This window comes from Verrucosispora sp. NA02020, assembly GCF_013364215.1.
In the GTDB taxonomy this organism is placed as follows: Bacteria; Actinomycetota; Actinomycetes; order Mycobacteriales; family Micromonosporaceae; genus Micromonospora.
This window is the reverse complement of sequence record NZ_CP054923.1, coordinates 634,785-661,498: the sequence shown is the minus strand read 5'-3', so window position 1 is coordinate 661,498 and position 26,714 is coordinate 634,785. Positions and strand designations below refer to the sequence as shown.

The 26,714-nt window shown below is 72.5% G+C and carries 25 protein-coding genes; 9 read left to right on the top strand and 16 right to left on the bottom strand.

Annotated elements, in window-relative coordinates:
- Positions 1–24: 24 nt before the first annotated feature.
- Positions 25–1,401, bottom strand: a complete 1,377-nt coding sequence (locus HUT12_RS03105; RefSeq protein WP_176092416.1) for an L-serine ammonia-lyase — start codon at positions 1,399–1,401, stop codon at positions 25–27.
- 543 nt (positions 1,402–1,944) lie between these two features.
- Between HUT12_RS03105 and HUT12_RS03100 the strand changes: the two genes are divergently transcribed.
- Positions 1,945–2,151 (top strand): PspC domain-containing protein, encoded by a 207-nt coding sequence (locus HUT12_RS03100; RefSeq protein WP_131055146.1) that lies wholly within the window; start codon positions 1,945–1,947, stop codon positions 2,149–2,151.
- A 307-nt stretch (positions 2,152–2,458) separates the two neighbouring features.
- Here the strand turns inward: HUT12_RS03100 and HUT12_RS03095 are convergent, their stop codons facing one another.
- The 7 genes from HUT12_RS03095 to pdxH all read right to left on the bottom strand — a co-directional run bounded on the left by HUT12_RS03095 (position 2,459) and on the right by pdxH (position 8,539).
- The gene (locus HUT12_RS03095) at positions 2,459–3,211 is read right to left on the bottom strand and encodes a DUF4230 domain-containing protein (protein WP_176092415.1); all 753 of its coding nucleotides are present in this window, start codon (positions 3,209–3,211) and stop codon (positions 2,459–2,461) included.
- A 114-nt stretch (positions 3,212–3,325) separates the two neighbouring features.
- The gene (locus HUT12_RS03090) at positions 3,326–4,477 is read right to left on the bottom strand and encodes an acyl-CoA dehydrogenase family protein (RefSeq protein WP_254876702.1); all 1,152 of its coding nucleotides are present in this window, start codon (positions 4,475–4,477) and stop codon (positions 3,326–3,328) included.
- Positions 4,478–4,515: 38 nt separating this feature from the next.
- Positions 4,516–4,821 (bottom strand): type II toxin-antitoxin system VapB family antitoxin, encoded by a 306-nt coding sequence (locus tag HUT12_RS03085; RefSeq protein WP_131055140.1) that lies wholly within the window; start codon positions 4,819–4,821, stop codon positions 4,516–4,518.
- A 191-nt stretch (positions 4,822–5,012) separates the two neighbouring features.
- Complete coding sequence (locus tag HUT12_RS03080; protein ID WP_131052552.1) at positions 5,013–5,615, bottom strand: nitroreductase family protein; 603 nt, start codon at positions 5,613–5,615, stop codon at positions 5,013–5,015.
- 19 nt (positions 5,616–5,634) lie between these two features.
- Positions 5,635–6,564: an aldose 1-epimerase family protein gene (locus HUT12_RS03075; RefSeq protein ID WP_131052553.1), complete on the bottom strand. Its 930-nt coding sequence runs from the start codon at positions 6,562–6,564 to the stop codon at positions 5,635–5,637.
- Positions 6,565–6,575: 11 nt separating this feature from the next.
- The gene (locus HUT12_RS03070) at positions 6,576–7,916 is read right to left on the bottom strand and encodes an MFS transporter (RefSeq protein WP_131052554.1); all 1,341 of its coding nucleotides are present in this window, start codon (positions 7,914–7,916) and stop codon (positions 6,576–6,578) included.
- Positions 7,913–8,539: a pyridoxamine 5'-phosphate oxidase gene (gene pdxH, locus HUT12_RS03065; protein ID WP_176095634.1), complete on the bottom strand. Its 627-nt coding sequence runs from the start codon at positions 8,537–8,539 to the stop codon at positions 7,913–7,915. The genes HUT12_RS03070 and pdxH overlap by 4 nt, the downstream gene beginning before the upstream one ends.
- Before the next feature lie 278 nt (positions 8,540–8,817).
- On the opposite strand from pdxH, the gene HUT12_RS03060 reads away from it, so the two are divergent.
- The 3 genes from HUT12_RS03060 to sepH all read left to right on the top strand — a co-directional run bounded on the left by HUT12_RS03060 (position 8,818) and on the right by sepH (position 12,757).
- Positions 8,818–9,924 (top strand): citrate synthase 2, encoded by a 1,107-nt coding sequence (locus HUT12_RS03060; protein ID WP_131052555.1) that lies wholly within the window; start codon positions 8,818–8,820, stop codon positions 9,922–9,924.
- Positions 9,925–10,289: 365 nt separating this feature from the next.
- On the top strand, positions 10,290–11,417 hold the full coding sequence (serC, locus tag HUT12_RS03055) for a phosphoserine transaminase (protein ID WP_176092413.1): 1,128 nt from the start codon (positions 10,290–10,292) through the stop codon (positions 11,415–11,417).
- Between the two features lie 260 nt (positions 11,418–11,677).
- Positions 11,678–12,757: a septation protein SepH gene (gene sepH, locus HUT12_RS03050; RefSeq protein WP_176092412.1), complete on the top strand. Its 1,080-nt coding sequence runs from the start codon at positions 11,678–11,680 to the stop codon at positions 12,755–12,757.
- A gap of 177 nt (positions 12,758–12,934) precedes the next feature.
- Here sepH and HUT12_RS03045 read toward each other — a convergent pair whose 3' ends face one another.
- The 4 genes from HUT12_RS03045 to HUT12_RS03030 all read right to left on the bottom strand — a co-directional run bounded on the left by HUT12_RS03045 (position 12,935) and on the right by HUT12_RS03030 (position 16,947).
- Positions 12,935–13,444: a hypothetical protein gene (locus tag HUT12_RS03045; protein ID WP_176092411.1), complete on the bottom strand. Its 510-nt coding sequence runs from the start codon at positions 13,442–13,444 to the stop codon at positions 12,935–12,937.
- 93 nt (positions 13,445–13,537) lie between these two features.
- The gene (locus tag HUT12_RS03040) at positions 13,538–14,815 is read right to left on the bottom strand and encodes an MFS transporter (protein WP_131052560.1); all 1,278 of its coding nucleotides are present in this window, start codon (positions 14,813–14,815) and stop codon (positions 13,538–13,540) included.
- A gap of 76 nt (positions 14,816–14,891) precedes the next feature.
- Positions 14,892–15,341, bottom strand: coding sequence for a MarR family winged helix-turn-helix transcriptional regulator (locus HUT12_RS03035; protein WP_131052561.1), 450 nt, complete (start codon positions 15,339–15,341; stop codon positions 14,892–14,894).
- Between the two features lie 130 nt (positions 15,342–15,471).
- Complete coding sequence (locus HUT12_RS03030) at positions 15,472–16,947, bottom strand: NCS2 family permease (protein WP_176092410.1); 1,476 nt, start codon at positions 16,945–16,947, stop codon at positions 15,472–15,474.
- Between the two features lie 86 nt (positions 16,948–17,033).
- Here HUT12_RS03030 and HUT12_RS03025 point away from each other — a divergent pair, with 86 nt between their 5' ends.
- On the top strand, positions 17,034–17,276 hold the full coding sequence (locus HUT12_RS03025; RefSeq protein ID WP_176092409.1) for a DUF2530 domain-containing protein: 243 nt from the start codon (positions 17,034–17,036) through the stop codon (positions 17,274–17,276).
- Between the two features lie 43 nt (positions 17,277–17,319).
- Here HUT12_RS03025 and HUT12_RS03020 read toward each other — a convergent pair whose 3' ends face one another.
- Entirely contained in the window at positions 17,320–18,156 is an 837-nt protein-coding gene (locus tag HUT12_RS03020; RefSeq protein WP_176092408.1) for a DUF3027 domain-containing protein, read from the bottom strand.
- Between the two features lie 87 nt (positions 18,157–18,243).
- Between HUT12_RS03020 and HUT12_RS03015 the strand changes: the two genes are divergently transcribed.
- Both HUT12_RS03015 and HUT12_RS03010 read left to right on the top strand, forming a co-directional pair.
- Positions 18,244–19,908: an MFS transporter gene (locus tag HUT12_RS03015; protein WP_176092407.1), complete on the top strand. Its 1,665-nt coding sequence runs from the start codon at positions 18,244–18,246 to the stop codon at positions 19,906–19,908.
- Positions 19,905–20,555, top strand: a complete 651-nt coding sequence (locus tag HUT12_RS03010) for a futalosine hydrolase (RefSeq protein ID WP_176092406.1) — start codon at positions 19,905–19,907, stop codon at positions 20,553–20,555. The genes HUT12_RS03015 and HUT12_RS03010 overlap by 4 nt, the downstream gene beginning before the upstream one ends.
- A 73-nt stretch (positions 20,556–20,628) precedes the next feature.
- Here HUT12_RS03010 and HUT12_RS03005 read toward each other — a convergent pair whose 3' ends face one another.
- Positions 20,629–21,597: a GNAT family N-acetyltransferase gene (locus tag HUT12_RS03005; protein ID WP_217705941.1), complete on the bottom strand. Its 969-nt coding sequence runs from the start codon at positions 21,595–21,597 to the stop codon at positions 20,629–20,631.
- Positions 21,598–22,299: 702 nt separating this feature from the next.
- On the opposite strand from HUT12_RS03005, the gene HUT12_RS03000 reads away from it, so the two are divergent.
- Complete coding sequence (locus HUT12_RS03000; protein WP_176095632.1) at positions 22,300–23,148, top strand: 1,4-dihydroxy-6-naphthoate synthase; 849 nt, start codon at positions 22,300–22,302, stop codon at positions 23,146–23,148.
- Here the strand turns inward: HUT12_RS03000 and HUT12_RS02995 are convergent.
- Together HUT12_RS02995 and HUT12_RS02990 are read right to left on the bottom strand one after the other, a co-directional pair.
- Positions 23,109–23,495, bottom strand: a complete 387-nt coding sequence (locus tag HUT12_RS02995; protein WP_131052567.1) for a cold-shock protein — start codon at positions 23,493–23,495, stop codon at positions 23,109–23,111. The genes HUT12_RS03000 and HUT12_RS02995 overlap by 40 nt on opposite strands.
- A 28-nt stretch (positions 23,496–23,523) precedes the next feature.
- Complete coding sequence (locus HUT12_RS02990) at positions 23,524–24,147, bottom strand: HAD family hydrolase (RefSeq protein ID WP_131052568.1); 624 nt, start codon at positions 24,145–24,147, stop codon at positions 23,524–23,526.
- A gap of 83 nt (positions 24,148–24,230) precedes the next feature.
- Between HUT12_RS02990 and HUT12_RS02985 the strand changes: the two genes are divergently transcribed.
- Complete coding sequence (locus HUT12_RS02985; protein WP_176092405.1) at positions 24,231–26,702, top strand: helicase-associated domain-containing protein; 2,472 nt, start codon at positions 24,231–24,233, stop codon at positions 26,700–26,702.
- Positions 26,703–26,714: the final 12 nt, after the last annotated feature.

Here is a 26,714-nt window from a genome sequence, read left to right as displayed (position 1 = left end):
TAGCAGCCGGTGAAGGTCGTGCGCTCAGCACTCGATCACGTTGACCGCGAGGCCGCCGCGCGCCGTCTCCTTGTACTTGACCTTCATGTCGGCACCGGTCTCGCGCATGGTCTTGATGACCTTGTCGAGCGACACGGCGTGCACCCCGTCACCGCGCAACGCCAGCCGAGCGGCGGTGATCGCCTTGATGCTAGCCACCGCATTGCGCTCGATGCACGGTATCTGCACCAGGCCCCCGACCGGGTCACAGGTCAACCCGAGGTTGTGCTCCATGCCGATCTCGGCGGCGTTCTCCACCTGGGCCGGCGTACCGCCCAGCGCCTCAGCCAACCCGGCCGCCGCCATCGAACACGCCGAACCGACCTCGCCCTGGCAGCCCACCTCGGCCCCGGAGATCGACGCGTTCTCCTTGAACAGCACGCCGATCGCCCCGGCCGTCAGCAGGAACCGCACCACCCCCTCGTCGGAGGCTCCCGGCACGAACCGCGTGTAGTAGTGCAGCACCGCCGGGATGATCCCGGCCGCACCGTTGGTCGGCGCCGTCACCACCCGGCCGCCGGCCGCGTTCTCCTCGTTGACCGCCAGCGCGAACAGCGTCACCCAGTCCATCACGTGCAGCGGATCCCCGTCCGGCACCACCGTGTCGGTCTCCAGGCTGCGGCGCAGCTCGGCCGCGCGGCGGCGCACCTTCAACCCGCCCGGCAGCGTGCCGTCCCGGGAACAGCCGCGCTCCACGCACTCGCGCATCACCCGCCAGATGTCCAGCAGCCCGGCTCGTACGTCCGCCTCGGCCCGCCAGGACACCTCGTTCGCGAGCATCACCTCGCTGATCGACAGCCCCGTCGAGGCGGTCACGTCGAGCAGTTGCGCGCCGGTCAGGAAGGGATACCGCACCGGCGTACCGTCCGGCTTGATCCGATCCGCCCCGGCCGCCGCCTCGTCCACCACGAACCCGCCGCCGACCGAGTAGTAGGTCCGCGTCCGGACCTCGGCCCCACCGGCGTCGAAGGCCGCGAAGACCATCCCGTTCGGGTGGTACGGCAACGACCGCCGCCGGTGCAACGTGAGATCCCGGTCCCACTCGAAGTCGATCTCGTGCGTGTCGAGCAGCGCCAGCCGACCCTGCTCCCGGATCCACGCCACCCGCGCGTCGACCCCGTCGGTGTCCACCGTCTCCGGCGACTCACCGGTCAACCCGAGCAGCACCGCCCGATCACTCCCGTGCCCGTGCCCGGTGGCACCGAGAGACCCGAACAACTCCGCCCGTACCCGGGCCACGTCCGCGAGCAGACCATCGGCCTTGAGCCCCGCGACGAACGTACGCGCCGCCCGCATCGGTCCCACCGTGTGCGAGCTGGACGGCCCGATGCCCACGCTGAAAAGGTCGAACACACTGATCATGACTGCACTTCCTCGCCCTGCCCCGGGATCACCGGTCAGCGGCCCGCCGAAAGAGGTGGCCGCCCCTCCATCCGGACGCGGCCCGCCAAACGCCCTGGTAAGAGCGCCCAACCCACCGACCGTACCCCCACCGCCTTCCCCCCACCCCACCCCGCACCCCACCGCCCGGCCCTCCCCGGCCCGGCCCTGCCTAGCCCGGCCCGGCCCGGCCCGGCCCGGCGATCATGGACTTGTGGTCGAGGTTCCGGGCTGGTTTGCACCTTTCGCGCCTACCACAACTCCTTGATCGACGAACCCTCGCCACGGGTCCTTGATCGACAGGCCGCACCACGACGGGACGCACCACGGCGGCAGCCTCGCCACGGGTCCTTGATCGACGCGGGGGTCGGGGTTTGCTCGGGGAGGGGTGGCCGGTGCGGTCGCGGGTAAGTACCTACGGGTGGGCGCGGTGAGGTTCGTTCTCGCGGGCGAGGGCGCGGGGGTCATCCGCTCCTAGCGTTGATGACATGGAGCGGCGGATCGCCGCAGAGGGGAAGTACCACCATGAGTCGCAAACTGGTCCGGCCCCGGCAGGGGCGCATGTTCGCCGGAGTCTGCGCGGGCCTGGCCCAGCGCTTCGGCACCTCCGCCGGAATGATCCGGCTGTTGTTCCTGCTGTCGCTGCTGCTGCCCGGCACTCAGGTCGTCATCTACCTGGCACTCTGGATCATCATGCCCAACGAGGACCGCTACCTCGTCGCAGGCCACTGAACCGCCGGCCACGCTGAACCGCAGGCCACCGAGTCCCCGGCCGCCGAGGACCGGGCCACTGGGCCGCAGGCCACTGATCGGTCCCGCCCCGTCCGCGACGCCCCGTCCGACCCCGGTCACCGGCGGGGCGCCCCGGGCCCTGTCCACGCAACTTCATGGATAGTGCTGCCTCACACCACCCGCGAGGCAGCAACAACCATGAAGTTGCTGCCTCGCCCCCTCCCGTCGGAGGGGTTGGAGGGGACGACCGACCGCCCCGCCAGCAGGTCTAGGCGACAGCCGGCGGGGCGGGGGCAAGTGCGGTGGGTCAGGGAGCGGTGTAGGTGATGGTGACCTGCTCGAAGCCGAGCGAACCGAGCAGGCCGGTCAACATCTTGCGGGTGTTCTCCTCGGCACGGGCGTTCAGGCCGCTGTCCCGGGCGGCGGCGGTGATCCGGTCCTCGGCGAGCTGATAGACCTGCTGCTGCCGGTTCGGGTCGCCGCCGATCAGGTCGCCGACGCGGTTGAGCAGCCCGCGCTCCTCCGCGAAGACGTAACTCTTGTCGAGGTCGAGGTTGGTCTTGGCGAGCTGCGGGGCGGGCAGTTTGACCTCGACAGACTTGCCGTCGGCGGACTGCACGATCGCGCCTTCGCCGAGGGTGCCGAAGTCGACGTACGCCTCGACGCTGCCCGACCCGACGAAGAGCGTGCGCTGGTTGAGCAGCCAGTCCGGCACGTTGCGCCGGTCGTTCTCCAGGTCGACCACCACCTGGAAGTTACCCTCGGCGGCCACGTAGCGGCTGAGGTCCTGCATCGACTCCAGCAGCGCCGGTTGGGTGCGGTCGGTCTGCTCCTTGCTGAACGGGTTGCGGAACTCCGGCAGGAGCCCGGTGGTCTGGACGCCGAGCAGCACCACCACTGCCATCGCCGCGGCACCGAGCACCCAGAGCAGGGCCCGCGCGGCACCACCCCCGCCGCCCGGCGGCACGGGCGGGGCATCCGGCCGGCCCGTGCTCTCCTCGTCGGGCTGGTGGTCGGCAAACGTGCTGGTGGGCTCGTTGATGTCGCTGTCGCGTGCCATCGCCCTCACCGTCCTTGTCAGACGCGTTGTCTGTGATGACGGTAAGCCCCCGGTACGACAGCCGCTCGTCGAGTCACCCGAACGCGTGTTTCCGCAGGTCAGAAGCGTGAGCGATCAGGTGAACGCGGAGACGCCGGTGAGCCGCTGCCCGATCACCAGTTGGTGGATCTCGGAGGTGCCCTCGTACGTCAGGACGCTCTCCAGGTTGTTGGCGTGCCGCATGACGGGATAGTCGCCGGAGACGCCGTTGGCACCGAGGATGGTCCGGCACTGGCGGGCGATGGCCAGCGCCTCGCGGACGTTGTTGAGTTTGCCCACGCTGACCTGCTCGGGACGCAACCGACCGGCGTCGGCGAGCCGGCCGAGGTGCAGCGCCAGCAGGTAGCCCTTGTGCCACTCGACCGCCATGTCGGCGAGCTTGGCCTGGGTGAGCTGGAAACCGGCCAGCGGGCGACCGAACTGGGTGCGGGTGGTCGCGTACGTGAGGGCGGTCTCCAGGCAGTCCCGGGCCGCGCCGAGCGCACCCCAGACGATGCCGTGCCGGGCCTCGGTCAGACAGCCCAGCGGCGCCTTCAACCCGATGGCCTCGGGCAGCCGGGCGTCCGCCGGCAGCCGGACGTCGTCGAGCGCGATCTCCCCGGTCACCGAGGCGCGCAGGGACATCTTCCGGCCGATCTCGCGCGCCGTGACCCCTGGCGTGTCCATGGGTACGGCGAAACCGCGCACGCCGTCGTCGGTGCGCGCCCAGATCACCGCGACGTCGGCGATCGGGGCGTTGGTGATCCACATCTTGGTGCCGTGGAGGACCCAGTCGTCGCCGTCGCGGCGGGCCCGGGTGGCCATCGACCCCGGATCGGAGCCATGGTCCGGCTCGGTCAGCCCGAAACAGCCGATCGCCTCGCCGGACGCCATCGCGGGCAGCCAACGCTGCTTCTGCTCCTCGCTGCCGTAGCGCCAGATGGCGTACATGGCCAGCGATCCCTGCACCGAGACCAGGGAGCGGACGCCGGAGTCGCCGGCCTCCAACTCCAGGCAGGCCAGCCCGTACGCGACGGCCGTGGAGCCGGCGCAGCCGTACCCGGTCAGGTGCATGCCGAGCAGACCGAGGGCGCCGAACTCGCGGGCCAGGTCGCGGGCGGGCACCTCACCGGCCTCGTACCAGCCGGCGACGTGCGGGCGTACCCGCTCGTCCACCACCCGCCGCACGACGGCGCGGATCTGCCGCTCCTCCTCGGTCAGCGACGAGTTTAGGTCCAGCAGGTCCACGCCCACACCCTAACGAAGGCTCAGCAGGAGGTGCCGGGTCACTCGATCGCTTCGGCGAGGACGAACACCCGGGCGTGGATCTGGTTGCGCTGTTGCAGGGCGGCGCGCAACGCGCGGTGCAGGCCGTCCTCCAGGTAGAGGCCGCCGTTCCACTGCACCACGTGCGGGAACAGGTCACCGTAGAAGGTGGAGTCCTCGGCGAGCAGCTTGTCCAGCGCCAACTCCCGTTTGGTGGTGATGAGCTGATCCAGCCGCAGCGGCCGGGGCGGGATCTCCGCCCACTGCTTGAGGGTCAGATTGTGTTGCGGGTAGGGACACCCGTCCCGGACCGCTCTGAAGATCACGACGGCACGCTCCTCCCCCTGGTCGGGCCGAACCACGACGCCCTCGCGGGCCGGGTCGCGGCGGGGCGCCGCGTGCCGCGGCGCCCGTGACCGTGCCAGCGTAGCCGCAGCACGCACCCCACGTTCTGCTCCTTGATGCCAGTTTCGCCACCGGTCGTCCAGTTCCGCACCGGACGAACCGGCGTTTTCGGTCAGCTCCACCGACCCCGACGGACGACCTCGTCGACCGGACGGCGTCCCCGACGCAAAGATGGTGACCGGTGGTCGGGGGCACGGTAACCGATCGTGAGCGCGCCGATCGGGTGGTACGCCTCAGGCACGCCGAACGCCTCCCGGTAGGACGACAACCGCTGCGGCGGGATGCCGAAGAAGCACGACCCGAGCCCCTCGTCCACGGCGGTCAGCATCATCAGCAACGCGGCGAATCCGGTGTCGACGAACCAGTACGGCACCGGCCAGCGGTCCGTCGACCGGTCCTCCCAGCCCTTGTCCGGCTCGGCGTACCGTTCGAGGTAGACGGAGCGGTTCGCGTGCGGCACCACGATCAGCGGAGCCCGCCGCATCCCGGTCAGCCAGCGTCCCGTACCGCCGTCCTCCGGGGTGCTGACCGCCCAGAACCGCTCCCGGTCCGCCGGCTCCTCCAGCACCAGGAAACCCCAGCCCTGCGAGAAGCCGGCCGACGGGGCGCGGACCGCGTGGTCCATCAGCCGCTCCACGACCTCCGGCGGGACCGGACGGTCCGGGTCGTAGTTGCGCACCATGCGGCGCCGCCGGACGACCTCTGCGAACTCCACGTCGTACCTCCTCGCCGGCTCAGTTGCCCGGCCGGACGCCCCAGTCTCCGCGCCAGGTGTCGCCAGGCGCCAGAGTGATCAGATCCCGACCCGAACGGTAGGCGTCCGGCGGGCAGGTCATCGGCTCCACCGCCACCGACCGGCGGAAACGCTCCCCGGTCAGGGTGTCACCGGTGTAGACCTGCCACCAGCCGAACTGGGCGTCGGCCCAGATCTCGAGGCCGTGCGAACGGTCCGGTGCGCTCAGCGTCACCGCCGAGCCGCCGTCGGCGTTCCGGATCACCTGCCCGAAGGCCAGGTCCAGCACCGCGTCGCCGATCCGGCGCGGCTCGGTGTAGTCGTACTCGGTGCCGGCGACCTTGGCCACGCCCACCGGCAGCAGCCGCCCGTCCAGCAGCAGCCGGGTCTCTCCCGGCACCCGCATCACCACGTCCTCCACCGCCACCCCGGGCAGTCGCAGGTAGGGGTGCACGGAGAAGCCGAACGGCACCGACTCCACGCCGACGTTGGTCACCTCGTGCGCGGCCCGCAGCCCGTCGGCCCCCACGCTCCAGCGGGTACGCAGCCGCAGCGGCCACGGGTAGCCCGGCTGCGCCGGCATGTCGAGCCCGACGACGACCTCGTCCGGCCGCTGCTCGACCAACTCCCAGCGGGCCCAGTTGACCAGGCCGTGGATGGCGTTGTGCCGCTCCGGCTCGGTGAGGTGGAGCTGGTACGACTGCCCGTCGAAGGGGTACACGCCGTCGCGGATCCGGTTCGGCCAGGGAGCCAGCACCTGCCCGGCCGAGCCGGGGCACAACTCGTCGGCGGCGTACCCGTCGAGGTGCTCCACCCCGTCCTGCCGGTAGGTGCGGACCCCGCCGCCCACCTCGACGATGACCGCCTCGTGACCGGCGGCGGAAATGGTCCACTGTGCCCCGGACAGGGGACGCGGCTCGCTGCTGCTCATGTCGCCAGACCCTAGCCCCCGGAACCGCTCTCCGCTCGCCGTGCCGGGTGGTCCTCGGAAGCGCCCTCGGCGGTCGCCGTCACCGGCGGCCGGTACCGCCGCAACGCCGGGAACGCCACCGCGAGAACGACCGCCAGCCCCGCCGCCACGAGACCGCCGCCGACCCACGCGACGCCGCTGCCGAAGCCGGTCGCCATGGCACCCGCCCGCAGGTCGCCCAGGCGCGGCCCACCCGCCACCACCACGGTGTTGACGCCCTGGAGCCGGCCGCGCATCCGGTCCGGCGCATAGATCAGCAGGATGGACTGCCGCACCACCGAGCTGATCAGGTCGGCCGCCCCGGCCAGCACCAGCAGGACGATGACCAGCCAGAGCTGCCGGGCCAACCCGGCCAGCGCCACCGCCAGGCCCCAGCCCACCACGGCGAGCACCAGCACCAGCCCCTGGCGGCGTACCCGGCCGATCCAGCCGGAGACGAGCCCGGCGAGCAGCGAGCCGATCGCGATCGAGCTGTAGAGCCAGCCCACCGCCGCACCCCCGCCGAACCGCTCGGTGGCGACCTCGGGGAAGAGCGCCCGGGGGAAGGCGAACACCATCGCGATCAGGTCGATGGCGAAGGAGAGCAGCAGCACCGGGCTGGCGGCCAGATACCGGAACCCGTCGACGACACTGCGCAGCCCGGCCTGCCGGGGCGTACCGTCCGGGTCCGGCTCGGGCGGCATCGCGGGCAGCCGCAGGGCCGCCCAGACCAGGGCGACGAGCAACACCGCGTCCACCGCGTACGCGATCGGCAGCGCCACGTCGAGGTGCCAGGTGGCCAGGATCAGGCCGGCGGCCAACGGCCCGAGGACCGAGGTGGCCATCGCGGTGGTGAAGTTCAGCGTGGTCGCGGCGGGCACCAGTTCGGCCGGGACCAGCCGGGCCACCAGCGCGCTGCGGGCCGGCCCGCTGATCGCGTACGCGACCGAGCTGAGCGCCACCAGCCCGAGCAGCAGCAGCGGGCTGCCCACCCCCAGCAGCGCCTGCGCCAGCAGTCCCGCCACCGCGACCCAGAGCAGCACCGAGCCGGCGGTCAACACCAGCCGACGGTCGATGGCGTCGGCCACCGCCCCGCCCCAGAGCCCGAACACCAGCAGCGGCACGAAGGCGGCGATACCCAGCAGCCCGACCCAGAGCGAGTCCTGGGTGAGGGCGTACATCTCCACCGGTACGGCGACCGCGGTGAACTGGAAGCCGAACATGGCGATGCCGTTGCCGAGCCAGAGCCGCCGGTACGCGGTCACCCGCAGCGGACGCAGGTCGATGGCCCAGCGCCGCCGTTCGCGGGGCCGGTCTGTCTCGGTCGAGGTCACGGGGCCAGCCGCTCCACGACCCAGTCGTCGGCGTCGCGGCGGAACCGCAGCCGGTCGTGCAGCCGACTGGCCCGGCCCTGCCAGAACTCCACCGAATCGGGCCGGACCCGCAGCCCGCCCCAGTGCGGCGGGGCGGGGATCGGGTCCACGTCGGCGAACCGCTCCGCCACCGCCCGGTACGCCTCGTCCAGCGCCGCCCGGTCCGGCAGGACCGACGACTGGGCACTGGCCCAGGCACCCAGTCGGGAGCCGCGCGGCCGGCTGGTGAAGTACGCCTCGGTCTCCGCCCGGTCGATCCGTTCCACCCGGCCGGCGACGATCACCTGCCGCTGCATTGGGAACCACGGGAAGACCAGGCTGGCGTACGGGTTGACGTCCGCCTCGACACCCTTGCGCGAGCGGTGGTTGGTGAAGAAGACGAAGCCCGCCGGGTCGTAGCCCTTGAGCAGCACAGTCCGCGCGCTCGGCCGCCCCTGCGCGTCGGCGGTGCCGACCACCATGGCGTTGGGCTCGGGCAGCCCGGCGGCGACCGCGTCGGCGAACCACCTGTCGAACTGCGTGTGCCACTGCGCCGCCAGGTCGGCCTCGACCAGGCCGGTGTCCGCGGCGTACTCGTGACGCATCCCCGCGGGTGGCGGTGTGTCGCCCGTCACGTTTCCTCCCTCTGGATCAGGCTGCCCGCCCCCGCGACCAGCCCGTCGGGGCCAGTCTTACCGAGAGCCCCACGGCACCTGCCGTCGGGGATGTCGTCAGCAGCACATCCGAGACGGGTCGCATACCCGATCACCAGCAGGCAAGATGTCACGAACACACATCCGGAGAGGGTCGCCTGAGGCGCTCACCCGGCCGGGGCCGGGGCACCGAGCCGGGCGGGCGCACCGACACACACCAGGAGAAGTGAATGGCCGACTTCAAACCCGGACTCGAGGGCGTCGTAGCGTTCGAGACCAAGATCGCCGAACCGGACCGCGAGGGTGGCGCGCTGCGCTACCGCGGGGTCGACATCGAGGATCTGATCGGCCAGGTCTCCTTCGGCAACGTCTGGGCGCTGCTGGTCGACGGCCGGTTCGGCCCCGGCCTGCCGCCGGCCGAGCCGTTCCCGGTGCCGGTGCACTCCGGCGACATCCGGGTCGACGTGCAGTCCGCGGTGGCGATGCTCGCACCGTACTGGGGCCTGGACCAGATGCTGGACATCTCCGACGAGCAGGCCCGGGAGGACCTCGCCCGGGTGTCGGTGACCGCGCTCTCCTTCGTCGCCCAGTCCGCCCGTGGCCTCGGGCTGCCGGCGGTGCCGCAGAAGGAGATCGACAAGGCGGAGACGATCGTCGAGCGCTTCATGAAGCGGTGGCGCGGCGAGCCCGACCCCCGGCACGTCAAGGCCGTCGACGCGTACTTCATCTCGGCCGCCGAGCACGGCCTGAACGCCTCCACCTTCACCGCCCGGATCGTCGCCTCCACCGGCGCGGACGCCGCCGCCTGCATCTCCTCGGGCATCGGTGCGCTCTCCGGCCCGCTGCACGGCGGCGCACCGTCCCGGGTGCTCAGCATGCTGGAGGCGGTCGAGCGCAGCGGCGACGCGGAGAGCTACGTCAAGGGTGTGCTCGACCGGGGCGAGCGGCTGATGGGCTTCGGCCACCGCGTCTACCGGGCCGAGGACCCGCGTGCCCGGGTGCTGCGTCGCACCGCCAAGGAGTTGGGCGCGCCGCGCTTCGAGGTCGCCGAGGCGCTGGAGCGGGCCGCGCTGGCCGAGTTGCAGGCCCGCCGCCCGGACCGGGTGCTCGCCACCAACGTCGAGTTCTGGTCCGCCGTGGTGCTCGACTTCGCCGAGGTGCCCGCGCACATGTTCACCTCGATGTTCACCTGCGCCCGAATGGGCGGGTGGAGCGCGCACATCCTGGAGCAGAAGCGGCTCCAGCGACTGGTCCGCCCCTCCGCCCGGTACGTGGGCCACGGCCCGCGCAAGCCGAACGAGGTCGAGGGCTGGGACGCCGTCCCCCACGACGTCTGAGGTCTAGGCACCGCCCGACGTCTGCGGTGTAAGGAAGGGACCCTTTCTACCGTCTCCGGTAGTACAGGGGTCCCTTCCTAACATCCAGGCCCGGTGCCCAGCGCAGCGAGCGCTGGGCGGCGGGCGGGCAGCGGCGGGCGGGCGCGCGGCGGGGATGTGGGCGACGCCACGGCCTGTGGCGGACGCCTCACGGTTGGGGTTGGGACCAGCACCCGGCGGGGCGTCGACGGGTGCAAGGATGAATTCCGGCAGCGCCGCCCGATGGGCTGGACCCCGGCTTCGACCGTGCACCCGCACGCGCCCGCCGCCGGTCAGCCCCACCTGCTCACCCGGGCACCGACCCATGCGGAAGGATCTTTACGACCGTGGCTGACGCACCGACCATCCGGATTCCCGACGAGATCAAGCCCGCCGACGGCCGGTTCGGCTGCGGGCCGTCCAAGGTCCGTCCGGCGGCGGTCTCCGCGCTCGCCGAGGTGGCCACCAGCTACCTGGGCACCTCGCACCGGCAGAAGACCGTCCGCGACCAGGTGTCCCGACTGCGCTCCGGCATCGCCGAGTTCTTCTCGCTGCCCGAGGGGTACGAGGTGGTGATCGGCAACGGCGGCACCACCGCGTTCTGGGAGGTCGCCACGTTCGGCCTGGTCCGTGACCGGGCCCAGTTCGCCAGCTTCGGCGAGTTCGGCGCCAAGTTCGCCAAGTCCGTCAAGGACGCGCCGTTCCTGGGCGAGCCGACGATCCGCAAGTCGGACGCGGGCAGCGCGCCGACCCTGACCGCCGAGGCCGGCGTGGACGTCTACGCCACCCCGCACAACGAGACCTCGACCGGCGTGGCGGTGCCGATCAGCCGCGTGGCCGGCGCCGACCCGGGCTCGCTGCTGCTGGTCGACGCCACCTCCGGTGCCGGTGGCCTGGAGGTCAACGTCGGCGAGACCGACGTCTACTACTTCGCCCCGCAGAAGTGCTTCGGCTCCGACGGCGGGCTCTGGCTGGCCCTGATGTCGCCGGCCGCGTTGGAGCGGGCCGCCGAGATCAAGGCCTCCGGCCGGTACATCCCGGCCTTCCTCGACCTGGTCACCGCGATCGACAACTCGCGGCTGGAGCAGACCTACAACACCCCGGCGCTGGCCACCATCTTCCTCGCCGCCGAGCAGACCGACTGGATGAACTCCCAGGGCGGGCTGGCCTGGGCGGCCAAGCGGACGGCCGAGAGCGCCGCGACCGTGTACGGCTGGGCCGAGCGCTCGACCGTCGCCACCCCGTTCGTCACCGATCCGGCGCTGCGCTCCAACGTGGTCGCCACCATCGACTTCGCCGACGGGGTGGACGCCACCGCGATCGCCAAGGCACTGCGCGCCAACGGCATCGTGGACACCGAGCCGTACCGGAAGCTCGGCCGTAACCAGCTCCGGGTGGCGCTCTTCCCGGCCGTCGAGCCGGCCGACGTGGAGGCGCTGACCGCCTCGATCGACTATGTGGTCGAGCGACTCTGAGTGAACTCGCGGTGACCCTGCGGGCCCGGCCGACCCACTGTGGTCGCCGGGCCCGCGCCGTACGCCGACCATCGCCACTGTCGTACTCGTAACACTGACCCGCCGCACAGCGCTCAGCAGCGGGGAATTAGGCTGCTCAGCTCGACTTGCCCGGGCGTGGCGTCTCCCACCAGGCTGCGGATGGGCGTACCGTGGAGCGCAACGCCCCGGGTGGCCGGCTCGTGGCGTAACGGCCAGCGAGGCGGGACGGAGGCAACGCGATGCGCCCAGTACGCTTCGTCGCCCTCTCCGAGGACGGCCAGGCCTTGGTGCTCGCCGACGAGGTCGGGCGACTGCTCGCCCTCCCCATCGACGAGCGTATCGCCGGGGCGATGCACGCCGAGCCGGGTGCGCCCACGCTCGCGGTGGCACCGTCCACCGCAGACCCGGTGCCGTCGCTGTCCCCTCGGGACATTCAGGCCCGGATCCGCTCCGGCGAGTCCGCCGAGGACGTCGCCCGGATCGCCGGAGTACCGGTCGACCGGGTGCTCCGCTACGCCGGGCCGGTGCTCCAGGAGCGGGCGATGCTCGCCCAGCACGCCCGTCGTACCCGACTCAAGGGCGCCGAGAAGCCCACGCCCCTCGCCGAGGTGGTCAACGGCCGGCTCGCCCAGCACGGGATCGACACCGAGAAGATCTCCTGGGACGCGTGGCGCCGCGACGACGGCACCTGGCGGATCGTCGCCACCTGGCCGTCCGGTAAGGCCACCGCCCAGGCGGTCTGGGATCTGGACAAGACCCGGCAGTCGGTGGCCCCGCACGACGACATGGCGCAGTATCTCTGCGCCGAGCGTCCCACGCCGCTCCTCGGCCAGGAGCCGGCACCGGAGCGTGGCGGGCACGCGCTGCCCGGCCCGTCGCGCGGTGAGCCGAGCCGGGGTGGGCACGGGCTGCCCTCGCCGGCCGACCCGAGTCGCTCCGGTCGGGACCCGATCCGGGCTGGCCGCGACGCGCTGCTCGCCTCTCTCGACCGTCCGCTCGGCTCCACCTCGGGCCGTGGTCTCGAGCCCCGCTCGCCGGCCGCGCTCGCCGGTGGCCAGGACACCCCGCGCCGGGCCGTCGGTGGCGGCGCAGCCGCGCTGCTCGGCGGTGGTCAGGGTTCCGCCTTCGACGACGACGCCGACGCGCCCAAGGAGGTCCCGGCCGTGCCGTCGCTGGCCGTGCTGCGACCGCGCCGTACGGGTGCCCCGGCCGCCTCGACCAACGAGTCGACCGAGGCCGGCGCCAAGCCGCGTAAGCGGCTGCCGAGCTGGGACGACGTCCTCTTCGGCAGCGGTCCTGCGGCCCGCGAGTCCTCCTGACCGGGCACCGGCCACGCGCCGGTGCCCGCCGAGGGCGCTGAGCTAGCAGTCGGACGTTGGTCCCGGCGTCAGCGGCGGCACCGAGCCGGAGCCGGGCCACCCGGTCGGTCAGGTGCGCGACCGCCTCGGTCGGCGGATGGATCGCGGTGAAGAGTCGCACCGGGTGAAGGGTCGCAGCTACCGGTGCCGTTCGCGCTGTCCGGGGCGGGTCGCCGGCAGTCGCAGCCCGGCGGCGTCCAGCTCGCTCTCCACCCGGACCCGTTCGATCTGCCGGTCGACGCCGGTCAACTCGGCCAGGTGCTCGGTGACGCCGAGTGCCCGGCAGGCCAGCCGGAGGCGGTCGTCGTACGCGTCGAGCACGCTGCTGTGCCACACCACGGCCGCCCCGGCACCGCCGACCCGTTCCCGCCGCAGGCACCGCAGGTCGGCCGCGATCTGCTCCAGCGGACGCCGGTCGTGCCGGTCCAGGGCGTCGAGGTCGGCCCGTACGGCGTTCCCGTCGGCCGCCAGCGACCGGCGCAACGCGACGATCAGCCGCTGTTCCCGACGCCGTACGCGCCACTGCGAACACCCGTAGGTGGCCCGGCCGATCATGTCGTCGGCACCGACCACCAGCACGATCAGCACTGGCAGGAGGACAACGCCGGTCAGCGACAGGGCGAGCAGCAGCGAGCGCAGGACCTCCACGGAAAGAAGCTATGCCGATGCGGAGCGTGATGTAACCGATTTTCCGGTATCCGCGCCGGGCACCCCACCACGCGGGCACCCGGCACCGTGGGCTCAGACCTGGGTGACGTAGAAGCGCGGCATCGGCAGGATCCGGAACCGCAGCCGGGCGCCGTCGTGGCGAAGCTGCCAGGCCAGCGCGATCAGGGCGGCGGCCAGGGAGATCAGCCCACCGGCCCAGATGCTGACCCCGGCTCCGAAGGTCTCCGCGACCCAGCCGATCAGTGGCGCGCCGACCGGGTTGGTGCCCAGGAACACCAGCACCCACAGAGCCATCACCCGGCCCCGGAAGGCCGCGTCGGTGCCGAGCTGGACCCGCTGGTTGGCCGCCTGGGCGAAGAAGACCATGAAGAAGCCGGTCGGCACCAGCAACACCACGACCATCCAGTACGTGGGCGCGAGGCCGACGAGCGTCCCGAACACGGCACAGGCGACGGCGGCACCCAGCACCAGCCACACCGAGGGACGGCTGCGCCGCCCGGTGCCGGCCAGCGCACCCACCAGCGCGCCCACCGCGAGCGTGGTGCTGAACAGGCCGAACGAGGCCGCCCCGGTCTCGAACACGGTCTTGGCCAGTGCCGCGAGGGTGAGCTGGAAGTTGAACAGTGCCATGCCGATCACGGACATCACGGCCATCGGCAGCACCAGGTCGGGGCGTCGGCTGACGTACCGCAACCCGTCCAGGACGGTCGCCGAGGCCCGCTCGTCGCGCGGCGGCAGCGGATCCCGGTGCAGCTCGGCGGTACGCATCTGGATCACCGTGATGAGCGGGCCGATCGAGCTGAGCGCGGTGAACAGGAAGACCGGTCCGACGCCGAAGAGGGCGATGGCGACACCGGCGACGGCGGGACCGACGATCCGGGCCGAGTTGAACACGGCCGCGTTGAGCGAGAGCGCGTTCGGCAGCAGCGGAGTGCCGACCAGCTCGGAGACGAACGCCTGGCGAACCGGGGTCTCCACCGCGTTGGCCACGCCCAGCAGGGCGGCGAAGACGAAGACGTGCCAGAGCTGGACCAGACCGGTGAGCACCAGCAGCGCCATCGCCAACGACAACACCGTCCAGAAGGCGTTGGCGACGAAGAGGAGCATCCGCTTGTCGTACCGGTCGGCCAACCGCCCGGAGATCAGCGTGAGCAGGAGCACCGGGGTGAACTGAAGGGCGACGACCACGCCGAGCGCGGTGGCCGAATCGCCGGACAACTCAAGAACCAGCCAGTCCTGAGCGATGAACATCATCCAGACACCGATCAGTTTGACCAGTTGCCCGGAGGCGAAGAGCCGGTAGTTGCGGACTTGTAGGGACTGGAACATCGTGCTGAGCCTCGCCTGCACTCTTGGTGCGCCTCCTCGCGTCGTACGCGTCATCAACGACGGACGTCACGGCACGGCGCACACCCGGTGTGCGGTGTCAGGCTCGGGAGACTCGCTGCAGAATCTCCGCTGCGTGGTGCAGCGTCTCCCGGTCGGCATCGCTCAGCTCGGCCAGCCGGTGGGCCAGCCATTCGTCCCGTACCCGCTCGAACTGGTCGAGCACGGCCCGGCCCCCCTCGGTCGCCGCGAGGATGACCTGCCGGCCGTCGGTCGGGTGGGGCGTGCGCTGCACGAGGCCGCGCTCCTCCAGCTTCGCGACGATCTTGGTCATCGTCGGTGGCTGCACCCGTTCGACGTCGGCGAGTTCCCGCGGCGTGAGCGCGCCCGCCAGCTTGAGGCTGGTGAGCGCGGACAACTGGGTGACCGTCAGGTCACCGACCGGCCGGGCCTGGCGGACCCGCCGGTTGAGCCGGGTGATCGCATCTCGCAGCTGATGGGCCAGCTGCGCCGGTGGCATGCTCTGAGCCGTCACCGTCCGCTCCGTCACGTTAGTTAGCCTAGCTAATGAGACCCGTAGTCGGCAGCGAATATGACCACGCTCACCCGGGTGATCATCGATCCCGGGCCGGGCTGCGCCCGCGTTGTGCGCGGTACGCACGCCCGACCCGGGGCCGGCGTCAGAACAGCGACTCGATCGGGCCGCGCAGGAAGTACACCACGAACAGCACCGCCACCCCGTACAGCAGAGGGTGGATCTCCCGGGCCCTGCCCTTGGCCAGCTTCATCACCACGTACGCGATGAGTCCGGCACCGATGCCGTTGGAGATGGAGTACGTGAACGGCATCAGCACGATGGTGAGGAACGCCGGGATGGCGATCTCGTGGTCTGACCAGTCGATGGTGCGTACCGCGGTCATCATCAGGAAGCCGACCACCACCAGCGCGACCGACGCCGCCTCGAACGGCACCACCACGACCAGCGGCGCGAGGAACATCGCCAGCAGGAACAACACGCCCGTCACCAGGTTGGCCACACCGGTCCGGGCGCCCTCCGCGACACCGGCGGCACTCTCGACGAACGACGTGTTACTGGAGACGCTGGCCGCACCACCGCTCGCCGCGGCGATCGAGTCGACCAGCAGGATCTCCTTGGTCCGGGGTGGGGTGCCCTGGTCGTCGAGCATGCCGCCCTCCTGACCGACGGCCACCATCGTGCCCATCGTGTCGAAGAAGTCGGTGATCAACAGCGTGAAGATGAACATCAGCACGACCAGCCAACCGGCTCGCTCCCACGACCCGAGCACGTTGAACTTGCCGAGCAGCGACAGGTCCGGCACGTCGAACGGGTTGCTGGGCAGCGTCGGGACGTTCAGCGACCACCCCTTCGGGTTCGGTACGCCGTTGACCATCGACGGGCCGATGTTGCCGAGCGCCTCGACCACCATCGCCAGCAGCGTCGAGGCGAAGATGCCGATCAGGATGGCCCCGCGTACCCGGCGCACCACCAGCACCAGGGTCAGCAGCAGACCCACCACGAACACCAGCATCGGCCAGCTCACCAGCTTGCCGCCGATGCCCAGCCCCACCGGGACGGTGGTGTTCGCCTCGTCGGGGAGTCGCCGGACGAAACCGGAGTCGACCAGCCCGATGATGGTCAGGAACAGTCCGATGCCGACGCCGATCGCCGTCTTCATCTGGGTCGGCACCGCGCGGAACACCGCGGTACGCAACCCGGTCAGCACCAGCACCGCGATGATCACACCCTCGATCACCACCAGACCCATCGCGTCGGCCCAGGTCATCTCCGGAGCGATCTCGTACGCCACCAGCGCGTTGACCCCGAGACCGGCGGCCACCGCCAGCGGGAAGCGGCCGACCACCCCCATCAGGATGGTCAACAGACCCGCGAGCAGGGCGGTGGCCGCCGCGATCGCCGGGATCGGCAGCGTGTTGCCGTCGCCGTCGGCGGCACTGCCGAGGATGAGCGGGTTGAGCACCACGATGTACGCCATCGTGAAGAAGGTCGCCAGGCCACCGCGCACCTCACGGCTCATCGTCGAGCCGCGGGCCGAGATCTCGAAGTACCGATCGAAGCCGTTGCGGGGACGGCCGGGATCGAGTGGGGTGCCCTCGTCGGGCGGCGCTACTGCCATCAGGAACCTCACAGCAGATCATCGGGTTGTCGCGCGCATCGTTGCAGAACCCGAGGCGGTGGAAAAGCGTCACGTACCCTGGCCGGGTGCCGAAGCAGCAGCCCCGCCCCGAGCCGCTCGACCCGCCGATGGTGCCGTTCGTGCTGGCCGGGATCGTGGCCTGGGCGGTCGCCGGCCTGGTGCTGCTGCTGTTCCGGGACCGGCTGATCGACAGCGGTCACGAGAACTGGCTCTGGATCTGCCTGGCCGGTTTTCTGTGGGGCTTCCCCGGTCTCGCGGTGATGATGCGCCACGACGCCCACCGACGGCGACGACGCGCCGCCGGCTGAGCGAACCGCCCGGGCGTCGCCGGGGCGGTCCGCCTCCTGCCGATCAGGAGTGGCCGTACGGCTCCGCCGGCTCGCCGGACTCCACGGACCCGGGCGCACGGCTGACCGTCATCGGCTCCATCGCGCTGTCGTCGTACACCGTGGGCATCTCGTCCACCGGCGTCTCGGCGTCGACCAGGGTCTCCGAGTGGGCACCACATCCGTGGTCGGCGCTGACCACCCGGCCGTCGTCCGGGGCGTAGAAGTTGCCGCACACGCCGAAGCAGAGCCGCAGGTTGCCGGCGAGCGGCAGATAGAAGCCGCAGGTGCCGCACCGGGCGGCGGCGGGCGCGGCGGTCGAGATGGGCGCCGTCGGACCGTGGTCGCCGTCGTACCAGCGCTGTGCCGCCTCGGCCCGACCCTCCCTCGACAACACCCGGGGCCGACCGAGCCCCAGCTCCCACGAGGTCTCCTCGACCGCCGAGTCGTCCGAGAGCAGGTAACCGGGCTGGAGCCGCTCGTCGTCCGGCGGCGTCGGCAGCAGGTCACCGGGGCCCAGGTCACCCGGCTTGAGCCGCTCCTGCCAGGGCAGCCAGCCGGGCGCGAGCAGCGCGTCCGGTCCGGGCAGCAGCACCGTCTCGCAGATCGTCACGGTCCGGCTGCGCGGCACCCGGGTGACGGTGACCGCCCACCGCCAACCGCGATATCCGGCCTGACGGCACTCGAAGTAGTGGGTGACGAGTCGGTCACCCTCGGCCACGGCTTGCAGGTGGTCGCCGACATCGTCGGGATCCACCTCGGTGATGCCGGCGCGGGCCACCTCGACGGCGGCGGCGCAGACCTGGTCGAGACGAGCGGCGCGGGCGGAGGCGGGCCTGGTCACCCAACCATTGTCACCCATGCGCGGCTCCGACTGTGAGGCACTCCCCAGAGGTGTTCTCCGGCGGTGACGCGCCAAGTGTCGGCCGGATGGTTCAGGATGGGTGCCATGCCGCTGTCCTCCCGCTCCGAGAGGTCCCTCCTCGGGCGGACCGTCGGCACCGGAATCCGGGCCGTCCGGCTGCTGCTGCGCGGCTCGGTGAGCAGCGGACGCTGGGTGACGCGCAGTGCCGCCCGGGCCCGGACCCGGGGTGCCGGCGGCGAGACCGGCATGGTCCGCATGTTCGACCTGCACGCCGTCTCCTGTGCCGGGGACACGCTGATCGCCATCGGCCTGGCCGGGACGATCTTCTTCAACGTGCCGCTCGGCGAGGCGCGCAGCAAGGTCGCGCTCTATCTGCTGGTGACCATGGTGCCGTTCGCCATGCTCGCCCCGGTGGTCGGCCCGCTGCTCGACCACTTCCGGCACGGTCGGCGGTACGCGTTGGCCACGACCATGCTGGGTCGGGCCTTCCTGGCCTGGTTGATCTCCGACTACATCCACGGTTTCGGGCTCTACCCGGCGGCGTTCGGCGTACTCGCGCTCTCCCGGGCGTACGGCGTGGCCAGATCCGCCGCCGTGCCCAGACTCCTACCCGAAGGGCTCGGGCTCTCCCAGGTCGGCGCCCGTGCCAGCGTCTACGGCACGGTGGCCGGTGCCCTGGTCGCCCCGATCGGACTGGCCGCGTTCTGGTTCGGGCCGCAGTGGCCGCTCCGGGTCGCCTCGGTCATCTTCCTGGTCGGCATGGTGGTGGCGCTCCGGCTGCCGCCGAAGGCCGACTCCGAGCCACCGGAACGGGTTCCCCGCCCGCTGCGCGCGCTGCTGCGCCGTACCGGTGACCGACCACTCGGCCGGGGTCGACCCGCCGGGCGGCTGGTGATCTCCAACCTCGTCGGCGCGGCCACGTTACGCGCGATCTACGGCTTCCTGCTGCTCTTCCTCGCCTTCAGCATCAAGGCGGGCGACCTGACCACCGTGGTGTTCGGGCGTGACCTGGGTGACGAGGGAGCACTCGGCGTGGTCGGCGGCGCCCTTGCCGTCGGCACCTTCCTGGCCACCGCCATCGGCACCCGACTGCGCATCCACCGGCCGGCCGCACTCCAGTCCAGCGGCATGATCATCGTGGCCGGGGTGGGCATACTCGCCGTCCTGAACTTCTCCCTGCCGATGGTCGCCCTGCTCTGCGTGGTCGCGGCCATGATGAGCGGCATCGCCAAGCTGGCCGTGGACGCCTCGATCCAGGAACGCATCCCGGAACGGCTGCGGGCGAGTTCCTTCGCGCACTCCGAGACGGCCCTGATGCTCGCCTTCGTCGCCGGTGGCGGGCTGGGACTCGTACCCTTCGAGGGCCGGATCGGCATCGCGGTCGCCGCCGGTGTCGGCACGCTCGCCGCCATGCGCGGCATGGTGATGGCCCGCCGGCTGCGGACCGAACGGCTGCGCGGCCGGCCGCTGACCGACGACGAGCTGGCCAGCGAGGAACGGGCCGCCGACGAAGAGGCCGCCACGGAACAGGCCGCCCGGGACAAGAAGGCGGCCGAAGCCGCCGAGCAGGCGAAGGCCACCGAGGCCGCCGCCGCGCCCACCTCACCCGCGCCCTACCAGGGGGGTACGACCGACGAGCGCGACCTGGCACCGCCCGGCTTCCACATCTACCGTCCGTCGTCGGCGGTCACCGGCTCCGGCGGCAGCGACGACGAGACCCGACGCAGCTCGCCGGGGCCGATCCCGTGACCGGCCTGCTCGTGGTCACCGCCGTCCCCGCCGAGGCGGAGGCGATCCAGGCCGGTCTCGCCGACCCCACCGTGGCGGTGGTGCCGGTGGGCGTGGGCCCGGCCGTCGCCGGAGCCGCGACCGCACGTCTCCTCGCCCTCGCCGAGGGCGCCGGTCGGCCGTACCGAGGGGTGATCAGCGCGGGCGTGGCCGGCGGTTTCCCGGGCCGAGTGCCGGTCGGCGGCACCGTGCTCGGCACCCGGGCCGTCGCCGCCGACCTGGGCGCCGAGTCACCCGACGGCTTCATCCCCCTCGACGACCTCGGCATGCCGGCGGAACTACTCGGTGGTGGCACCTCCGTCGCCGTCGACCCTGCCCTGCTGGCCGGCCTGCGCGACGCGCTACCGGACGCCACCGTCGGGCCGGTACTGACCGTCAGCACCGTCACCGGCACCGCCGCCAGCACCGAGGCGTTGAGCCGGCGTCACCCGGACGCCGTGGCCGAGGCCATGGAGGGGTACGGCGTGGCCGTCGCCGCCACCCACGCCGGCGTACCCTTCGCGGAGCTGCGCACCGTCTCCAACCCGATCGGCCCCCGTGACCGCGGTGCCTGGCGGATGCGCGAGGCGCTCGTCGCCCTCACCGCCGCCGCCACCGCCCTGCGCTAGCCACCCCGCCGCACGCCAACCTCGCCGTTCCGCCGTTCCCGCCGTTCTCGCCGTTCTCGCGCTGATGCGGCCGTCATCGGTGTTCCAGACGGAGCGCCATGGGCCTGCTCCCCTCGATCCGGAAGCCGCAGGCCATCAGGAACTGCACGCCAGCCGACTCGGCGATGGCGCACACCGCGCGCGGGCCCACCAGACGCGTCTCCTCGACGAGCCGGCCCACCAGACGCCGTCCGATGCCCAGCCGCTGCAACTGGGGAGCAACCAGCACACCGTCCAGCACCACCTCACGCCGGTCGCCCAGGTCCACGCCGTACCGCAGGTCGAGGCTGCGCTCATGCGCACGCAACTCGCCGACCAGATCACCGTCCGGCAACTCGGCGACCAGGCGCCAGCACGTCTCCGGCACGCCGTCGGTGACGCGGCGGACCCGCACCCCGGCGAACGACCGTTCACGCAGCCGCCGCTCGTCCCGGTACCGCCGGTTCAGGTCGAAGGTCACCTCGGGTACCCGTAACGGCCACCGCTCGGGCGGCAACGTGTACCAGTCCGCCCACCAGGCCCCCGGCCAGTCCCTGAGCGTGCGGACCCGGCGAGCGTCGAGATGAGCCGGATAGCGACGCCCCGCCGCGTCCCGCCAGCCGTCGTCCGAAGCCACCTCGCCCGCCCCCGCAGCAAGGGCGTCCCCCGCAGTAAGGGCACCGCCCGCGACGAGGCCCACCGTGCCACCCGCCGCACGGACGAGCCGCTGCACGGTCCGGAAGCGCGGGTCAGCACCCCGCCCCGACTCGATCCGCGCCACCGTCGACTGCGGCACCCCGGACAGCGCAGCCAGTTCCCGCTGACTCAGGTCGGCCCGTCGCCGCAACGCCCGCAGCATCGCCCCCACATCCGTCAGCCGCTCGCCAGAACTGCCGGCTCGGGTCCGTCCGACCCGATCCACCGCACCGTCACCGCCCGCCACTCCGCCACCGCCGGCCACGCCCTCACCGCCGGCCACTCCGCCACCGCCGGCCACGCCCTCACCACTACCGTCCCCCACCATCGCTGTCCCCCGTGCCGTCGTTGGCCCATGCCATCGCTGAACGCATGCCGTCGCTGAACCGCACCATCGATGCTGACCGAACCGGGCGGCCCGCTCAACCCGCCCGGCGAACCTGTGGACAACGCCTGTGGATAACTCTGTGAGTAGGCTCTTGCGCCTGCTGGTGGCCCGTGCAATGACCCCGGCGGGTCGCGCCTCCTGTACTCCCCTCGGCCGCCTTTCGAGCTGAACCGTTGGTGCTATCGCCTCCGTGGCTGCCGAACAGGTGCACTTTGTGGCGAGGCGAGGTCCGTTGGGGCGAGGTCCGATCCGTCGCTGCAGTCAGCTCGAAAGGGGCCGCAGTGGACAAGGCGTCAGCGTCGGGGAAGCCCGGCGACTACGTCGCCAGGCGCGTTGTCCCTGGTGTTCGCTGGGGTGAATACCTGCCCGCGCCGGAGCACCAGGGCCCGCGCCCGAACGCCACGGTCCGCGCCGGAGCCGCCAGATCCCGCGCCAAAACCGCCAGGGCCGGCACATGAGCCGCTGGGGTCTGTGCCGGGTACCGGCGGCCCAGCGTGAGATCGAACGGTGGAACGGCGGCGAGAGCCGTGGGGTGGTCCGGGGTGGTGAGGACGGTCAGTGGGCGTGGTGGCGGGTGTGGGCTGGCCGACGGTCGGCGTACCGGCGGGTGGCGGGCGGTGGGGGCGGGGTTACGGTGGAGTCGTGGCGCTCTCGCTGGCGATCTCGCCCTGCCCCAACGACACGTTCGTCTTCCATGCGCTGGTGCACGGTCAGGTGCCCGGTGCCCCGCCGGTCGAGGTGACGTACGCCGACGTCGACGTCACCAACACGGCCGCCGAGCGCGGCGCGTTCGACCTGGTGAAGGTGAGTTACGCCGCCTTGCCCTGGCTGCTGGCGGACTACCACCTGCTGCCCTGCGGGGGTGCGCTGGGGCGCGGCTGCGGGCCGCTGGTGCTCACCCGGGCCGACCGGGACGGTGGGCCGGACCGGACCGACCTGAGTGACGCGACGGTGGCGGTGCCGGGCGACCGGACCACCGCGTACCTGCTGTTCCGGCTCTGGGCCGCCGGCCGGACGCCGCGCCGCATCGAGGTGGTGCCGTTCCACGAGATCATGCCCGGCGTGGCCGCCGGACGGTACGACGCCGGGCTGGTGATCCACGAGGCGCGGTTCACCTACCCCCGCCACGGGCTGACCGCCCTGGTCGACCTCGGCGAGTGGTGGGAGTCCGACACCGGGCTGCCGATCCCGCTCGGTGCCATCCTGGCGCGGCGCGGCGCGGTCGACCCGCAGCAGGCCGCCGGATGGATCCGGGACTCCGTCGCGCGGGCCTGGGCCGACCCGGCGGCCAGTCGGGCGTACGTGGTGGCGCACGCGCAGGAGATGGAGCCCGACGTGGTGGACCGGCACATCGGCCTCTACGTCAACGAGTTCACCGCCGACCTGGGGGACGCGGGGTTCGCTGCCGTGGAGGCGCTGCTCGGCCGGGCCGCCGACGCCGGGCTCGTGCCTCAGACCTCCAGCTCGCGGGCGACCGCGTGGACCAACTGAGCGACCTTCTGGGCGGTCTTGCGATCCGGGAAGCGGCCCCGGCGCAGGTCCGGCTGCACCTTCGCCTCCAGCACCTTGATCATGTCTTCGACCAGACCGTGCAGCTCCTCGGCGGGTCGGCGCCGCAACTCCGCCACGGAGGGCGGGGCGTCGAGCAGCTTCACTCCCATCGCCTGCGCGCCGCGTCGGCTGTCCACCACGCTGAAGTCGACCCGCTGGCCGCCCTTGAGGTCGGTGACACCCGCCGGTAGCGCGCCCTTCGGCAGGAACACGTCGCCACCCTCGTCACTGGTGACGAACCCGTATCCCTTGGCCGCGTCGTACCACTTCACTCGACCCGTAGGCACCTGAGAACCCCTGCTTCGCTTGAACCGTCTACTGCCTCAAGGCTAGCCGGATCATGTCGTCGAGCGCCGCCGGGAATCCGGTGAGATCCGCCAGCACGGTCGCCGCCCCGGCGGCCCTCAGCTCGTCGACCGAACAGGGGCCCGTCGCCACCGCGATCCCCGGCACCTCGGCCGCCTGCGCCGCCACCATGTCCGCCACGTGATCGCCGACGTAGTGGGTCGCACCGTGCTCCCGCAACGCTGTCGCCTTCCCCTCGGCGAAGAGGTCGCCGGCCACCTCGTCGACCGTCAGACCCAGGTGTTCCAGGTGCAGTCGGGCCAGCCGGCCCAGCTTCGAGGTGACCACCAGCACCCGGCCGCCCCGCTGCCGTACCGCGTCGAGGGCGGCCACGGCGCCGGGCAGTGGCACGGTCGGGGTGATCGCGTACGCGGGGTAGAGCTCGCGGAAGGCGTGCACCGCCTCGTCGACCCGCTCCGGCGGGAACCAGTGGGCGATCTCGGTCCGCAGCGGCGGGCCCAGCCGCGACACGGCGACCTCGGCGTCGACGGGTACGCCGGTCCGCTCGGTCAACGCGCGGTAGGTGGCGGCGATGCCGGGGCGCGAGTCGACCAGGGTCATGTCGAGGTCGAAACCGACCGTCAGTTGGCGCATGCTGCGAAGCTACCCGGCCAGCCAGACCAGCCGGGACGTCCGATGGGCGCGAGCGGCCCCGGCCGGGCTAGCGTGGAACGACGATGAGCACCTCACTCGCCGACCACCTGCGGGCGCTGCCCGACGAGTCGCTCGCCGCGCTGCTCCAGGCGCGGCCCGACCTCGTCGTGCCGGTGCCCGCCGACGTCGCCGCCCTCGCCATCCGGGCCCAGTCCCGGGTCTCGGTGTCGCGCGCGCTGGACGCGCTGGACCAGTTCACCCTGCTGATCATGGATGCCGCCCGGTTGACCCGTGACCCGGTCGACGGCACCACCTCGGTCGACGGGGTCCTCACGATGGCCACCACCGGCCCGCACCCGCCCGCACCGGCCGCCGTCCGTGCCGCCGTCGACCGGTTGCGTACCCTCTTCCTGCTGTACGGCCCCGACCACGAGCTGCGCCTGGTCGGTGGCGTCGACGAGATCTCCCCGTACCCGGCGGGACTCGGCCGGCCCGCCACCGAGCTGGACCCGCGCACGGCCGCACTCTGCGCGGACCCGGCGAAGCTGCGCCGCACGCTGCTCGCCGCACCGCCGTCCGCGCGGTCGATCCTGGACCGGCTGGCGGCCGGGCCGCCGGTCGGCAGCGTGCCGGTCGGCGCGCTGCGGGCCCCGGCGGTCGGCACCGACGACGACCTGCCGCCGGACGACACCAACGGCGGGGCGGCGACCGGTTCGCCGGTCCGCTGGCTGGTCGACCACCGGCTGTTGGTGCGGGTCGCCGGCGGCAAGGGCGGCACCGCCGGCATGGTGGAACTGCCCCGGGAGGTCGGGCTGCTGCTGCGCCGCGACACCGGGCCGCTCGGTCCACTGCGCACCAGCCCTCCGGCGGTCGCCAGCACCCCACGCGAGCCGAAGGCCGCCGACTCCGCCGGGGCCGGACAGACCATGGAGGTGGTACGCCACACCGAGGCACTGCTGGAACAGTTGGCCGCCGAACCCGCGCCGGTGCTGCGCTCGGGCGGCCTGGGCGTGCGCGACCTGCGCCGGTTGGCGCGTACCACCGGCCTGGACGAGCCGACCGCGGCGCTGCTGCTGGAGGTGGCGTACGCGGCCGGGCTGACCGGTGAGGTGGAGCTGCCCGGCGCGGCCGGCCGGTACGGGGCCGACCAGCAGGTGATGCCCACGGCCGGATACGAGATGTGGCGGGCCGGTTCGCTGGCCCAGCGCTGGGAGCAGGTGGCCCGTGCCTGGCTGACCATGACCCGGCAGGTCGGGCTCGTCGGGCAACGGGACGACCGGGACCGCCCGATCACGGTGCTCTCCGCCGAGGCGGAACGCGCCGGGGCGCCCGCCGCCCGCCGGGCCGTCCTCGGCGTACTCGCCGACCTGGAACCGGGTAGCGCGCCCACCGCCGACGAGGTGTTGACGCTGCTCGACTGGCGCGCACCGCGTCGCAGCCGGGGGCGTGAGGCGGCGCACCGGGAGGTGCTGACCGAGGCGGCCTCGCTGGGCGTGACGGGGCTGGGGGCGCTCACCTCGTACGGGCGGCTGCTGCTGGCCGAGGCGACCGCGAGCGAGGATCGCGACGCGGACGACCCGCTCGGGCTCCGAGCCGACGCCGAGGAGGGTACGGGCACCGCCGTGCGGGCACTGGACGCGCTGCTGCCCGCCCCGGTGGACCACTTCCTGGTGCAGGCCGACCTGACGGTGGTGGTGCCGGGCCCGCCCGAGCCGGCGCTCGCCGCCGAACTGGAGGTGGTCGCCGAGCCGGAGTCCGCCGGTGGGGCGAGCGTGCACCGGATCACCACCGCCAGCGTCCGTCGGGCACTCGACGCCGGCTACTCCGCCGACGACCTGCACGACCTGTTCCGGCGCCGGTCCCGCACCCCGGTGCCGCAGGGCCTGACGTACCTGGTCGACGACGTGGCCCGCAAACACGGCGGGCTGCGGGTCGGTTCCGCCGGGGCGTACCTGCGCAGCGACGACGAGGCGCTGCTCGCCGAGGTGCTGGCGGACCGCCGGGTGGAGGCGCTGGCGCTGCGTCGACTCGCGCCCACCGTGCTGGTGACCCCCTACCAGGCCGGGCGGATGCTGGCCGTCCTGCGGGAGGCGGGGTTCGCCCCGGTGGCCGAGGACGCCACCGGCTCGGCGGTGCTCTCCCGGCCGAAGGCCCGGCGGGCACCCGCCCGGGTCTCGGTCGCCACCCGCGCCCTCGACCCGTTGGCCACCCCGCGTCTGCCCCTGCCGCGCCTGCTCGGTGTGGTGGAGCAGATCCGCCGGGGTGACGCGGCGGCACGGGCGGCACGGCGGGCACCGGCGGCGGTACGCGGCGGTACGCCGGACGGCCCCACCCCGGCGACCGGCCACAGCGAGGCCCTGGCTGTGCTGCAACAGGCGGTACGCGACAAGGCGCTGGTCTGGGTGGGCTACGTCGACGCGCACGGGGCGACGGCGTCCCGACTGGTCCGACCCGTCTCGCTGGGTGCCGGCTACCTGCGCGCCGAGGACGAGCGCACCGAGATGCTGCACACGTTCGCGCTGCACCGGATCACCGCCGCCGTGCTGGAGAGGTGACCCGGCACAGCC

What these genes read in the sequence shown, in the direction of transcription:
- HUT12_RS03105 (WP_176092416.1), bottom strand. Translation starts at nt 1,401, where the DNA reads ATGATCAGTGTGTTCGACCTTTTCAGCGTGGGCATCGGGCCGTCCAGC.
- HUT12_RS03100 (WP_131055146.1), top strand. Translation starts at nt 1,945, where the DNA reads ATGAGTCGCAAACTGGTCCGGCCCCGGCAGGGGCGCATGTTCGCCGGA.
- HUT12_RS03095 (WP_176092415.1), bottom strand. Translation starts at nt 3,211, where the DNA reads ATGGCACGCGACAGCGACATCAACGAGCCCACCAGCACGTTTGCCGAC.
- HUT12_RS03075 (WP_131052553.1), bottom strand. Translation starts at nt 6,564, where the DNA reads ATGAGCAGCAGCGAGCCGCGTCCCCTGTCCGGGGCACAGTGGACCATT.
- pdxH (WP_176095634.1), bottom strand. Translation starts at nt 8,539, where the DNA reads ATGCGTCACGAGTACGCCGCGGACACCGGCCTGGTCGAGGCCGACCTG.
- HUT12_RS03060 (WP_131052555.1), top strand. Translation starts at nt 8,818, where the DNA reads ATGGCCGACTTCAAACCCGGACTCGAGGGCGTCGTAGCGTTCGAGACC.
- sepH (WP_176092412.1), top strand. Translation starts at nt 11,678, where the DNA reads ATGCGCCCAGTACGCTTCGTCGCCCTCTCCGAGGACGGCCAGGCCTTG.
- HUT12_RS03030 (WP_176092410.1), bottom strand. Translation starts at nt 16,947, where the DNA reads ATGGCAGTAGCGCCGCCCGACGAGGGCACCCCACTCGATCCCGGCCGT.
- HUT12_RS03020 (WP_176092408.1), bottom strand. Translation starts at nt 18,156, where the DNA reads ATGGGTGACAATGGTTGGGTGACCAGGCCCGCCTCCGCCCGCGCCGCT.
- HUT12_RS03015 (WP_176092407.1), top strand. Translation starts at nt 18,244, where the DNA reads ATGCCGCTGTCCTCCCGCTCCGAGAGGTCCCTCCTCGGGCGGACCGTC.
- HUT12_RS03005 (WP_217705941.1), bottom strand. Translation starts at nt 21,597, where the DNA reads ATGGTGGGGGACGGTAGTGGTGAGGGCGTGGCCGGCGGTGGCGGAGTG.
- HUT12_RS02990 (WP_131052568.1), bottom strand. Translation starts at nt 24,147, where the DNA reads ATGCGCCAACTGACGGTCGGTTTCGACCTCGACATGACCCTGGTCGAC.
- HUT12_RS02985 (WP_176092405.1), top strand. Translation starts at nt 24,231, where the DNA reads ATGAGCACCTCACTCGCCGACCACCTGCGGGCGCTGCCCGACGAGTCG.